Origin of the sequence: Methylocystis sp. IM3, assembly GCF_038070105.1 — a bacterium.
GTDB lineage: Bacteria > Pseudomonadota > Alphaproteobacteria > Rhizobiales > Beijerinckiaceae > Methylocystis.
On record NZ_JBBPBZ010000002.1, the window covers coordinates 1814951 to 1826942 of the forward strand.

The following is an 11992-nucleotide window of genomic DNA, read 5'->3' on the forward strand; positions in this document are numbered from 1 at the left end:
TCTGCGCGTCATGGCCGGGCTTGTCCCGGCCATCCACGGGACACGGCAGGTGAAGTCCTGCGCGGTGGCGTGGATGCCCGAGACGAGCGCGGGCATGACGTATTGCGGCGTGCGGAGCTGAGATGACCGACCTCAACATCACCTTCGCGCCGCTGCTGCCCTGGCCGCTGCTCGCGGCATTGGCGCTTCTCGCCGCCGTGGCGCTCGTCCTCGGCGCGACGCTCGGCCAGCGGGCGACGCTCCTGCGCGCCTTTGCGCTCGCCCTGGCGCTCGCGGCGCTGACCGACCCGACGCTCGTGCGCGAGAAGCGCGACCCTCAGAAAACCGTCGTCGCCGTCGTTCTGGACAAAAGCGAGAGCCAGAACTTCGGCGCCCGCGCCGCGCAGACCGAGGACGCGCGCAAGGGTCTCGACGCGGCGCTCGCCAGATTCGGCGATGTCGAGACGCGCGTCGTAACGGTGACGAATGACGCGAGCGGCAATGATGGCACCAAGCTGTTCGGCGCGCTCGAGCAGGCGTTGAAGGACGTGCCGCCCGAGCGCGTCGGGGCCGCCCTGCTGGTCACCGACGGCGTCGTCCACGACATTCCGGCGAAGGCGGAGGCGCTCGGCTTCCGCGCGCCGATTCATGCGCTCGTCACGGGGCGCGAAGGCGAGCGCGACCGCCGCATCGAGCTCGTCGAGGCGCCGCGCTTCGGCATCGTCGGCAAGGAGCAGACGGTGCGCGCCCGCGTCGTCGATACGGGCGGCGACGGCGCGCGGGCGCCGATCACCGTGCGTCGCGACGGCGAACAGCTCCCGACCTACAGTCCCGTGCCGGGCGACGTGGTCAACATCCCCGTCAAGATCACCCATGGCGGCGCCAATATCGTCGAGCTGGAAGTCCCGCCCGCGCCGGGCGAGATCACGCTCGCCGACAACAAGGCGGTCTTGTCCATCGAGGGCGTGCGCGATCGGCTGAAAGTGCTGCTCGTCTCCGGCGAGCCGCATCCGGGCGAACGCAGCTGGCGCAACCTGCTGCGCGCCGACGCCAATGTGGAGCTGGTGCATTTCACCATCCTGCGCCCGCCGGAAAAGCTCGACGTGACGCCGGCCTCGGAACTGTCGCTGATCGCCTTTCCGACCGCGGATCTCTTCGGCCGCAAGATCAACGAATTCGACCTAATCATCTTCGACCGCTATTCCAATCAGACGCTCCTGCCGTCGATCTACTTCGACAATATTGCGCGCTTCGTGGAGAATGGCGGCGCCTTTCTCGCGGCCGTGGGGCCGGATTACGCGACCGCTCAGGGGCTCTATTATTCGCCGCTCGAGAATCTTCTGCCGGCGCGGCCGGACGGCTCTCTCTTCGAGCAGCCCTTCAAGGCGCGCGTGAGCAAGGACGGCGAGAAACACCCCGTCACGCGCGGACTGCCGGGCGCCAAATCCGATCCGCCGCAATGGGGCGAATGGTTCCGGCAGGTCGACGCGGGCGTACTGAAGGGCAATGCGATCCTCTCGGGCGCGCGCGACAAGCCGCTGCTGGTGCTCTCGCATGAGGGCAAGGGCAGGGTGGCGCTGCTGCTCAGCGATCAGATCTGGCTCTGGGCGCGCGGCTTCGACGGCGGCGGCCCCAGCGCCGACCTCACGCGGCGGCTCGCGCATTGGCTGATGAAGGAGCCCGACCTCGAGGAAGAGGCGCTGCGCGCGCAGGCTCGGGGGCGCGATGTGACGATCGAGCGCCAGACCCTCAAGGATGAAGCGGCCCCGGTGACGGCGACCGCGCCTTCGGGCGCGACCCAGCAGGTGGCGCTGCGCCAGAGCGAGCCGGGCCTGTGGCGGGCCCAGCTCGATGCGCAGGAAATGGGTCTGTGGCGATTCCAGAGCGACGGGCTGACCGCGCTCGTGAATGTCGGCCCCGCCAATCCGCGCGAGTTCCGCGAAGTGGCGTCCACGATGGAGAAGCTGCGCCCGCTCGCCGAAGCCACCGGCGGCACGGTGCGGCGGCTCAGCAAGAATTCGGACGCCGTGACGCTGCCGCGCGTCGTCGAGATGAGCGACGCCAGCCGCTATGGCGGCGCCGACTGGATCGGCGTCCGCCAGACCGGCGCCTCCACCCTCGTCGGCGTCGAGGCGGCGCCGCTGGGCCTCGGGCTTTGGGCGATGCTCGCCCTGCTGAGCGTGGTGGTCACCGCCTGGGCCTGGGAGGGCAGGCGGTAGTCTCTCTCGGGTCTCCTCACGCTTCCGCCGCCCTATATGAACCGGGGGCGCGGGGGAAACCGTGGAGCATCGCCATGCAAGGAGTGGAAGTCGCCGACTACGCCCGCCAATTGTTCCAGGCGCATGGGCCAAAGGCCGCCGCCGAAGCCGCCCAGAAGGCGCGCGCCCTCGAAGAGCAGGGCAAGGCCGACGAGGCCACGACCTGGCGGCGCATCGAGGCGGCCATCAAGGAGATGCTGGGGCCGCATCAGAGTTGAGCCCGGCTCTCGATGTGACAAAGCCGGAGGCGCTCCACGGAGGAGCCTGCTAATCTCGCGGCGTTCGATCCGGGAGATTCGGCCTTGCCCACATACCGCGCCATCGGCCTCATGTCCGGCACCTCGATGGACGGCGTCGACGTGGCGCTCGTCGAGACGGATGGGGAGACTTCGGTCTCCCTGGGGCCGACGGGGCACTTTCCCTATAACGACGCCGACCGCGCGCTGCTGCGCAATGCGCTGGCCGAGGCCGCCACGCTGGAGGATCGCGACGCCCGGCCGGGCGTGCTGGCCTTCGCCGAGCGCATGGTGACGGACAGGCACGCCGAGGCCGTCGAGGCGTTCCTGCGCGACAACGCCATAGAGGCCGGGTCGATCGACGTCGTCGGCTTTCATGGCCAGACGGTGCTGCACAAGCCGCGCCAGAGGCTCACCGTCCAGATCGGCGACGGGCAGGGGCTCGCGAACCGGCTCGGCGTCGACGTGGCCTATGACTTCCGCGCCGCGGACATCGCCGCGGGTGGGGAGGGCGCGCCCATCGTGCCGGTGTTCCACCGCGCGCTCGTGATGGCCGGCGGCATGAAAGGCGAGGTGGCGCTTCTCAATATCGGCGGCGTCGCCAATGTCACTTACATCGCCGACGGCGAGGCCCCGATCGCCTGCGACACCGGCCCCGGCAACGCGCTGATCGACGATCTCATGCTCCAGCGCACCGGCGCGCCCATCGACCGCGACGGCCACATGGCGGCGCGCGGGCGGGTCAACGAGGCGGCGCTCTTGCGCCTGCTTGCCCATCCCTTCTTCGATCAGCCGCCGCCGAAGTCGCTCGACCGCAACGCCTTCTCGCTCGATCCCGTGAGCCGGCTCCCCACGGAGGACGCGGCCGCGACCCTCACCGCCTTCACGGCGGCCTCGGTTTTGAGGCTCTTTCCGCATCTGCCGACGCAGCCGCAATTGCTCATCGTCTGCGGCGGGGGCGCGCGCAATCCGATTCTCGTGCGCGAACTGGTGATGCGCCTGCCGTGCAAGGTCACGACCGCCGACGCCGTCGGCTGGTCGGCCGACTCGATGGAGGCGCAAGCCTTCGCCTATCTCGCGGCGCGCGTGCTGGAGGGATTGCCGATCACCTTCCCGACCACGACGGGAGCGCCCGAGCCCATGGCTGGCGGCCGCCTGGCGCGGGCCGCGGGCGACGCGGGCGCGTCAGGATAGAACTCCGTTAGTCATTTACGGCTAAGGCTCAGGTTCGTTTTCTCGGTCTGAGAGCATGGCCATGACCGCCACCACGGATTCGCCGCACAATGGTTTCTCCCGGCGCCGTCTCGTCTTGGGGGCGATGGGGGCGGTGGGGCTCGGCGCGGCCGTCGCCGCCGTCGAACATGTCTGGAAAAAGAAGGACATAGGGGCGCGGCTTTTCAATCCCTTCACGCTCGCCCATTTCGAACTGCCGCCGGTGCCGGGGCTGCTCGACGCCGCGGGCAAGCCGGTTCCCGGTCTCTCCAGCGCCGATCTCGCCGGCAAACGCTGCCTCTTGAACGTCTGGGCCTCCTGGTGCCCGGTCTGCCGTGAGGAGCACAAGCATCTTGTGGCGCTGGCGCAGCGCAACCTGGCGCCGATCTATGGCGCGGACGTGAAAGACCCGCCGGCGCGCGTGCGCTATTTTCTCGCGCAGCATGGCAACCCTTTCGTCGCCATCGGGGCGGATGCGGAGAGCTACCTCATGCGCGCGCTCGGCTTGCGCGGCGTGCCCGGAACCTTCGTGATCGGGCCGGGTCATGTCATCGAATGGCAGACCAACGAGGGGCTGACGGAGGCGATGATCGAGAAGGAAATTGCGCCGCGTCTCGCCAGCAAGGCCTGAGAACGGGCGGGAGCCAATAAAAAGCCTCCCACAGCGGACCGTGGGAGGCTTTGGGAAAGCTTCTGTTTCGAGGCTTACAGCTCGACGTCGCCAGCCTCGGCGAGCGCCGCGCCGACCTCGAGGCCGAGATCGTCCATGGACATCTCCTCACGGGCCAGAACCGACTCGCCGCGCGCCTGACGCTCGGCCTCTTCCTCGGAGCGGGCGACGTTGACGACGATCTTCACGTCCACCTCGGCGTGGAGATGCACCGGCACATTGTGCAGGCCCAGCGTCTTGATCGGATGGGTGAGAACCAACTGGTTGCGGTTCAGCGAGAAACCGCCGGCCGTCGCGGCCTCGGCGATGTCGCGCGTCGCGACCGAGCCATAGAGCTGGCCGCTCTCGCCCGCCTGGCGGATGATGACGAAAGTCTGCCCGTCGAGCTTCTCGGCGACGACCTCGGCCTCTTTCTTCGCCTCGAGATTGCGGGCCTCGATCTGGGCGCGCTGGCTCTCGAAATGCTTCTTGTTCGATTCGGTGGCGCGCAGCGCCTTGCCGCGGGCGAGGAGGAAATTGCGGGCGTAGCCGTCGCGCACCTTGACCGTTTCGCCCATCTGACCGAGCTTGGCCACGCGTTCGAGCAGAATGACTTCCATTTTCGTTTCTCCGAGAGTTGGCGCCTTTGTCAGGAAAATCCGGCCAAAGTCAATCCGATTCCGCCGTTTTTTGCGGCTGATTGGGCGCCGCGGCCGACTTGCGGTCGCGATAGTTGAAGATTGTGTCGGCGCCGCCGAGCACAGCGAGAGGCACGATCGGCCAACCGAGAAGGCCGAGCATGAAATAGATGATCGACAGCACCAGCGCGCTCGACTTCGAGCCGCGCAACAGCACATGCACGACAGCGAGACCCTGGAGCATCAGCAACATGCCCATGGTCGCGACCAGCACCAGGCCGATGGCGGCGGAAGGCCCGCTGAACAGGGACAGGACGACGCCCGAGGCGAATACGCCCGTCACCGCGCGGGGCAGGCGGAAGTCCATCGCAATGTCCGGCCAGGGACGCGTGAGCAGGCTCGAGGCCCTCGCGATGGAGCCGCCGAGCCAAAGATTGGCGATGTGAATCAGCAGGCCGTAGCCCGCCAGAAATGCCGGGACGGAGCGGGCGACGACGCCCGAAAGCTCGGTCGGATTGGCGCTTTCCGGCAACTCCTTCTCACGCAGCATGGCGTCGAGCAGCAGGAAGGCGCGGGCGCGGATCGGGTTCAGGGCCTCGTCGAGCGAGCCGAAGCTCAGCGTCGCCACGATGAGCCAAAGGATGACGGCTCCCGCCAGAAGCGCGCCGGCGGCGAGGCAGCTCCAGCTTGAGACGTTGCGGACGACAAGATCGCGGCCCCCGCGCGGCGCCCCGGAGGCGGCGTAGGCGCCGACCCAGGCCGGCCCGGCGACGAGCAGGGCGTAGCCCATGCCGATGACTGGATGCAGCGCGAGCGAGAGAACGACCGTCGCGACCAGGGCGGAGGTCGCCCCGTGAACCACGCCGAAGCCCAGCGCCACGATGACGAGCGGCAGCGGCGCGAGGTGGGCGAACAGAAGTCCGCCGAGACCCCCGCGCGCGACGACGGCGCCGATGGCCGCCGCGGCGATGCCGCCAAGGACGGAAATGCCGATGTTCTGCGGCGTGAACACGCTCTTGTCGGGCACGGGGTCGACTTCCGATTCAGATGAGCGGCCCCTCCGCGCAGCTGCGCGGTCAAGCCAAAAAGCGCCGAAACGGCCTTGCGGCCGGCGGCGCGAGACGCGCTTCTACTCCGAAACGGGCTTCTCGGGCAAGTGATGCGGTCTCCTGCGCCGGCAAGAGGAAGGCCCGCGCGCCGCAGCCGCAGCTTTGGCAGGCTTGCATTCTTCCCAAATTCCGGGATTTATGACCCTCGGCTTTGTGTAACGTCTCTCGAGTTCCATGGCGATTTCCAAAAACAACCGGAGCCGTTTTTGGCTCATGGCCGCCTTGATTCTGCCGGCTGTGCTCCTGTCAGCCTGCTCGATGCTGGATCGGCAGGCCGCCGTGCCGCCCGAATATCGAAGCGCCGCAACTGTTCTCGGCATCCCGGAGGCACGCTTCTTCAGCGACGAAACCGCCCTGATCGAGCAGGTGCAGAAGCAGGCGCTGATCCGCGAAGCGAAACATCTGGGCGTAAAGAGAGGCGGGGTTCTTCCGGCCGCGCATGTGCTGGCGTTGTCCGGCGGCGGCGACAATGGCGCATTTGGCGCGGGGTTGCTTGTGGGGTGGACGGCGCATGGCGATCGCCCCGCGTTCAAGCTCGTGACAGGGGTCAGCACCGGCGCGCTCATTTCCGTCTATGCGTTTCTCGGACCTGAATATGACCCTCTCCTCACGGAGGTTTATACGGAACTGAACCCCTCGGAGGTTTACGAGGAGAGATTTCTGCCGGTCGCCGCCATTGCGCAGGACGCGCTCTCGGATACGGGGCCGCTCTACCAGACGATCTCACATTATTTCACGGAAGAGATCATGAGGAAGATCGCCCTTGAATATGAGAAAGGGCGGCTCCTCGCGATACAGACGACGGATCTCGACGCCGGCCGGCCGGTTTTCTGGAACATCGGCGCCATCGCCGCCAGCGGAAACCCGCAGGCTCTCGACCTCATCCGGCATGTTCTTCTCGCGTCGGCGGCCATCCCCGCCGCTTTCCCGCCGGTGCTTTTCGATGTCGAGGTCAATGGCAAACCCTATCAGGAACTCCACGTCGACGGGGGCGCCGTCAGCCAGTCCTTTATCGGCCCTGCGGCGCTGAACCCGGAAAAAGCCAGGGAGGAAGCAGGTTTCAGGAGGAAAGTCGAAACCTACGTCATCCGAAACGGAAAGTTGAAGGCCGAATGGAGCGACGTCGATCGACAAACTCTTTCCGTCGCTCAGAAAGCCGTCGCCGTCCTGACGAATTACAGCGGCGTCGGCGATCTCTACAAAATATACATGATCGTTAAACGCGGCGGCGGTTCGTTCAACCTCGCTTACATCGGCGAAGATTTCCACGCGCCGCATCCCGTCGATTTCGACAGGGGATATATGGGGGCGCTTTACTCATATGCTTTCGACAAGGCCAGGGGCGGCTACCCCTGGGACCATGCTCCTCCGGGTTTTCAGGCAAAATAAGCGCCTAATTTGCCGAGCGTAAGCTGTGTTCCTGCCGGCAGTCCGCCGCAGGTCGCCAGACGTTGCGGGCGCGCCCTCGAAAAATAAGCGCATGGCGCGAACAGCGCCCGTTTGCACGGCGTTTCAGAAGCAAATCGCGCCCCGCCTTTCGCACCGGAGCCGCAAGGAGATAGCGAAAATGAAACCCGTTCTGACGGGCGCGCTCGCGCTCGCCCTGACGATTGTCGCCGTCCAGGCCTCGGCCCATGCCGTCCTCGTCGATTCCTATCCTGCCAACAAACAGCAGGTGCTCAAGCCCCTGCATTCGATCCGGCTGGTGTTCTCGGGCAAGGCGGATGCGCTCTATTCGACGGTGAAACTCAAGGACAGCAAGGGGGCGGTGATCGCGGAGAAAACCCAGAAAGCGCCGTCCAGGGAGCTCACCTTGCCGACGCCGTCGCTGATGCCCGGCCAGTATCACATCGTTTATCGGGTGCTCTCGAACGACGGAGACATTGTCGAGGGCAAGCTGGATTTTTCCATCTACGGGCTGGAGGCGTAAGCATCACAGTTCGCGCAGTTCCGGCCCCGGCCGGCGCGAGAGCACGCGCCATGTGCCGGCGAGGCCGAGGCCGATCGTGATCGCGAGCGTCCCGGCGCTGGTGGCGAACACGGCGGCGAGGGGGAAGGCGAAGTCGATCTTCATGAGCCATGTCACCATGGCGTATGCGGCGCCGGTCCCGGCGGCGAGCGCAATGAGCGAGGCCACGAGGCCCACGAGGCCGAACTCCAGCCCATAGGCCACGGCGAGCCACCCCCGCGTCGCGCCCAGCGTTTTCAGCACGACGGCGTCGTGCAGTCTCGCCCGCTGGCCGCTCGCGACGGCGCTCGCGAGCGCGAGGACGGCCGTGACGATGGCGAGCCCCGCCGCGGCGCGGGCGGCGAGCGCCAATTGCCCGGCGATCTTGTCGACCGCCGCGAGGGCCTCCTTCACGCGCACGGAGACGATCATGGGAAAACGCTTGGCCGCCTCCCGGGCGAGCCGCGCATCCATGGCGTCGCGCGCGGCGACGGTCGGCGCGCCATAGGCGATGGTGAAGAGCTCCATGTAGGGAGCGGCGGCGAACGTATTGGGAGAGAAGACCATCACGAAATTGATGCCGTAGCTGCGCCAGTCCACCTTGCGCAGGCTCGCGACTTTCGCGACGGTCTCGCGGCCGAGCACATTCACCTTGATCTCGTCGCCAAGCGCCAGACCGAGCCCCTGCGCGATGCGCTGCTCGAGCGAAACGAGCGGCGGGCCGCTGTAATCCGCCGGCCACCACTCCCCCGCGACGAGCTCGGAATTGGCAGGCACGGCGGCTGAGAAGGTGACGCCCCGATCGCCTTCGAGCGCCCATTTGGCCTCGTCGGCCACGGCGATCTGGCCGACCGGTTCGCCCTTCACCTCGACGATGCGTCCCCGCATCATCGGCACATGCTGAATCCTGGCGCCGGGGACTTGTTGGGAAAGGAAATCGCCGAAGGCCTGCACCTGCGCTTTCGGGGCGTCGATGAAGAAGAAATTCGGAATTTCGCCCGCGTCGGCGCGTTCGAGCTCATTGTGGATCGACCCCTCGACCAGCGCTAGCGCGATCAGCAGCGTCTGGGTGAGCCCGATCGAAACGACGAGCGCGGGCGTCAGGCTCTTTGGTCGCCAGATATTGGCGAGCGCCAGCCGCAGCCGCGCGTCGCGCGGGCGCGGCAGGGCGCGGGCGACGCGCATCGTCAGCCAGGCTGCGCCGCGCAGCAGCGCGAAGGCCGCGACCGAGGCGGCGACATAATAGAAGCCGAGCTTCAGGTCCGAGGAGGAGAGGATCACCAGCGCGGCAAGGGCAATGGCCGCAAGAGCGGCGCCGAGCCGGTAGCGCAGGAGCCGCCCGCCGCGCGGATCGTCCCGCAGCAAGGCGGCCACGGGGATTTCATGCGCGCGCCCGAGCGGCGTGAGCGCGAAGATGGTCGTGACGAGCAGGCCGTAGAGCGCGCCGTAAAGGGCGCCGCGCGCATCCAGCGCCGCCGAGACGGGAAGGTCCGCCGCCTGACGCAGGACTTCCGCCGCCGCCCAGGGAATGAGGGCGCCGACGCCGAGCCCGACCAGGACGGCGAAGGCCGCCGCCGCCATCACTTGCGCCAGCGCAATGGCGAAGACGCGCGAGCCGGTCGCGCCCAGCGCCTTCAGAATGGCGAATTGAATGCGCTTGCGTTCGACGAAGCCCTGCACGGCGTTGGCGACGCCGGCGCCGCCGGCGACAAGGGCGGTGAGCGCCACGAGGGTCAGCAATTGGGTGAAACGCTCGAGATTGCGCGAGAACTGCGGAGAGACGGCGTCGCGCCGGCGCGCCTCCCAGCCGGCCTGCGGGAAGGCCGCCTCGGCCGATTCGACGAAGGCTTTCACCGCCTCGTCGCTCGCGTTCCCCTCGAGCCTTACCCTGGTCACATGGCGCACGACCGAGCCGGGCGTCACGAGCCCCGTCTCGGCGAGAGCGGCGCGGCTCATCATCACGCGAGGGCCGAAGCCGACGCCGCCCGCGAGCTTGTCTGGTTCGCTGTCGAGTTTCGCGCGCGGCGTAACCCGGGCGCCGCCGATCATGAGCGCGTCGCCGATCCGGATGTCGAGTCGCGCCAGCAGCATGGGATCGACGGCGATTCCGAAGACGCCGTCCTTCTCGGCGAGCGCCTCGGCGAGCGGCTGGTCGGGATCGAGCGCCACGGCGCCGAAGGCGGGGTAGGTCGCAGGGTCCACCGCCTTGATTTCGACCATCGCGGCTTCGCCGTCCGCGCGCCGCGCCATCGCCCGCATGAGCGAAATCTCGGAGAGTCGCCCGCGCGACTCGAAGAAGGCGCGCTGCTCCGGTGAAAGCTCACGGGCGACGAGGCTGAAGGAGGCGTCGCCGCCCAGAATCGTGCGACCCTCGCGCGCGAGGCCCTGTTCGAGCGACCGCGATAGGCCCGAGACGCCCGAGATCGCGGCGACGCCGATGGCGATGCAGGCGATGAAAATTGCAAAGCCGCGCGGATCCCCGAGGAGGTCGCGCAGGGCGAAGCGCAGACCGAAGGGCAAGGCGCGAAAACGGATGGCGCGCATCAGGCCTCGTCCGACTCGATGCGCCCCGAGCGCAGCCGCACGCGCCGCCCGCAGCGCGCCGCGAGGCCGGGATCATGGGTGACCAGCACCAGCGTCGCGCCCCGGCGCTTCTGCTGGGCGAAGATGAGGTCGATGACCGCGGCGCCGGTCTCGGAGTCGAGATTGCCGGTCGGCTCGTCGGCGGCGAGAATCAGCGGATCAGGGGCGAGGGCGCGGGCCAGCGCCACCCGCTGCTGCTCGCCGCCCGAGAGCTGTGCGGGATAATGCGCGAGCCTGTGGGAGAGGCCGACGGCGGCGAGTTCGGCCTCAGCGACGGCGAAAGCGTCCGTCCTGCCGGCAAGCTCCAGCGGCACGGCGACGTTCTCCAGCGCCGTCATGGTCGGAATGAGCTGGAAAGACTGGAAGACCACGCCTATTTTCTCTCCACGGAACCGCGCCAGCGCGTCTTCCGGCAGCGCGCCGAGTTCGCGGCCGTCGACCGTGATCGAACCGGAGTCGGGGCGCTCCAGTCCGGCGAGGGTCATGAGCAGCGTCGATTTTCCCGAGCCAGACGGCCCCAGGAGACCAACCGTCTCGCCATGGGCTATGCTGAGGCTGACGCCCTTGAGAACATGGACCCGCGCGGCGCCTTCGCCCAGCGTCAGGTCCACATCGGCGAGTTCGATCACCGGTCGCACGGAGAGACATTCCTTGAATGGCGCGCCCTTTCAGACGCTTGTGACTTTCGAGCCTTATCGCCTGTTCGGGCGCTGGCTTCAAATCGCCGCTTTCGCCCTCGCGCTGGCTTGCGGCGGCGCGGGAGCGGAAGCCGCGACGCTAAAGCGCGTGCTCGCGTTTGGCGACAGTCTGACGGCTGGATACGGCTTGCCCGCGGGCGATTCGCTTCCGGCCCAGCTGGAGAAGAGGCTCAAGGCCGACGGCCTCGACGTCAAGGTGATCAATGCCGGCGTCTCCGGCGACACGACGGCCATGGGTCTCGAGCGTCTCGATTATGCGCTCTCGGGCGAGCCGGTGCATGTCGCCGTTCTTGCGCTCGGCGCAAACGATATGCTTCAGGGCCTGCCGCCAAAGGACACGCGGGCCAATCTCGAGAAGATGATCGAGATTTTCCGTGCGAAAGGGGTGACTGTCATATTGGCGGGCATGGCCTCAAGCAACAATTGGGGGCAAGCTTACCGGCAGGAATTCGATTCGATCTATCCAGACCTCGCCACAAAATACGGGGTGACGATGGTTCCCTTCTTCATGGAAGGCGTCTGGGGCGACCCCGGTCTCCTGCTCGGAGACGGCCTGCATCCCAATCCGGCAGGCGTGCGCAAGATCGTCGCAAAAGTAGCCCCTTATGTGGAGAAATCTCTCGCGCCCTCGGGCGCGGAGAGAGAAACGCGCGCAAGATAGCGCGCCGGCCTGGTGACCGAG

General features: G+C 67.4%; 11 protein-coding genes. 7 read left to right on the forward strand and 4 right to left on the reverse strand.

Annotated features, from left to right (window positions below):
* Positions 1-122: 122 nt before the first annotated feature.
* From WOC76_RS10675 to WOC76_RS10690, 4 genes are all read left to right on the forward strand, one after another.
* The gene (locus WOC76_RS10675; protein WP_341106977.1) at positions 123-2198 is read left to right on the forward strand and encodes a hypothetical protein; all 2076 of its coding nucleotides are present in this window, start codon (positions 123-125) and stop codon (positions 2196-2198) included.
* Positions 2199-2272: 74 nt separating this feature from the next.
* Positions 2273-2455, forward strand: a complete 183-nt coding sequence (locus WOC76_RS10680) for a hypothetical protein (RefSeq protein WP_341106975.1) — start codon at positions 2273-2275, stop codon at positions 2453-2455.
* Between the two features lie 84 nt (positions 2456-2539).
* Complete coding sequence (locus WOC76_RS10685; RefSeq protein WP_341106974.1) at positions 2540-3667, forward strand: anhydro-N-acetylmuramic acid kinase; 1128 nt, start codon at positions 2540-2542, stop codon at positions 3665-3667.
* A 61-nt stretch (positions 3668-3728) separates the two neighbouring features.
* The gene (locus WOC76_RS10690) at positions 3729-4316 is read left to right on the forward strand and encodes a redoxin family protein (RefSeq protein WP_341106973.1); all 588 of its coding nucleotides are present in this window, start codon (positions 3729-3731) and stop codon (positions 4314-4316) included.
* Between the two features lie 74 nt (positions 4317-4390).
* On the opposite strand, the gene rplI is transcribed toward WOC76_RS10690, so the two are convergent.
* Entirely contained in the window at positions 4391-4954 is a 564-nt protein-coding gene (gene rplI / locus WOC76_RS10695) for a 50S ribosomal protein L9 (RefSeq protein ID WP_341106971.1), read from the reverse strand.
* A gap of 49 nt (positions 4955-5003) precedes the next feature.
* The gene (locus tag WOC76_RS10700; RefSeq protein ID WP_341106970.1) at positions 5004-5999 is read right to left on the reverse strand and encodes a DUF2232 domain-containing protein; all 996 of its coding nucleotides are present in this window, start codon (positions 5997-5999) and stop codon (positions 5004-5006) included.
* Between the two features lie 295 nt (positions 6000-6294).
* Here WOC76_RS10700 and WOC76_RS10705 point away from each other — a divergent pair, with 295 nt between their 5' ends.
* Both WOC76_RS10705 and WOC76_RS10710 read left to right on the forward strand, forming a co-directional pair.
* The gene (locus WOC76_RS10705) at positions 6295-7470 is read left to right on the forward strand and encodes a patatin-like phospholipase family protein (RefSeq protein WP_341106968.1); all 1176 of its coding nucleotides are present in this window, start codon (positions 6295-6297) and stop codon (positions 7468-7470) included.
* Between the two features lie 178 nt (positions 7471-7648).
* On the forward strand, positions 7649-8011 hold the full coding sequence (locus WOC76_RS10710) for a copper resistance CopC family protein (protein WP_341106967.1): 363 nt from the start codon (positions 7649-7651) through the stop codon (positions 8009-8011).
* 3 nt (positions 8012-8014) lie between these two features.
* Here WOC76_RS10710 and WOC76_RS10715 read toward each other — a convergent pair whose 3' ends face one another.
* Complete coding sequence (locus WOC76_RS10715; protein ID WP_341106966.1) at positions 8015-10573, reverse strand: ABC transporter permease; 2559 nt, start codon at positions 10571-10573, stop codon at positions 8015-8017.
* Positions 10573-11250: an ABC transporter ATP-binding protein gene (locus tag WOC76_RS10720; protein WP_341106964.1), complete on the reverse strand. Its 678-nt coding sequence runs from the start codon at positions 11248-11250 to the stop codon at positions 10573-10575. Before WOC76_RS10720 ends, WOC76_RS10715 begins: the two co-directional genes overlap by 1 nt.
* 13 nt (positions 11251-11263) lie before the next feature.
* Here WOC76_RS10720 and WOC76_RS10725 point away from each other — a divergent pair, with 13 nt between their 5' ends.
* Positions 11264-11971 carry an arylesterase gene (locus WOC76_RS10725; protein ID WP_341106963.1) on the forward strand — a complete coding sequence of 236 codons (708 nt, stop codon included), beginning with the start codon at positions 11264-11266 and terminating at the stop codon, positions 11969-11971.
* Positions 11972-11992: the final 21 nt, after the last annotated feature.

Coding starts and splice junctions, on each gene's coding strand:
- WOC76_RS10680 (WP_341106975.1), top strand. CDS start 2,273: ATGCAAGGAGTGGAAGTCGCCGACTACGCCCGCCAATTGTTCCAGGCG.
- WOC76_RS10675 (WP_341106977.1), top strand. CDS start 123: ATGACCGACCTCAACATCACCTTCGCGCCGCTGCTGCCCTGGCCGCTG.
- WOC76_RS10690 (WP_341106973.1), top strand. CDS start 3,729: ATGACCGCCACCACGGATTCGCCGCACAATGGTTTCTCCCGGCGCCGT.
- WOC76_RS10710 (WP_341106967.1), top strand. CDS start 7,649: ATGAAACCCGTTCTGACGGGCGCGCTCGCGCTCGCCCTGACGATTGTC.
- WOC76_RS10715 (WP_341106966.1), bottom strand. CDS start 10,573: ATGCGCGCCATCCGTTTTCGCGCCTTGCCCTTCGGTCTGCGCTTCGCC.
- rplI (WP_341106971.1), bottom strand. CDS start 4,954: ATGGAAGTCATTCTGCTCGAACGCGTGGCCAAGCTCGGTCAGATGGGC.
- WOC76_RS10705 (WP_341106968.1), top strand. CDS start 6,295: ATGGCCGCCTTGATTCTGCCGGCTGTGCTCCTGTCAGCCTGCTCGATG.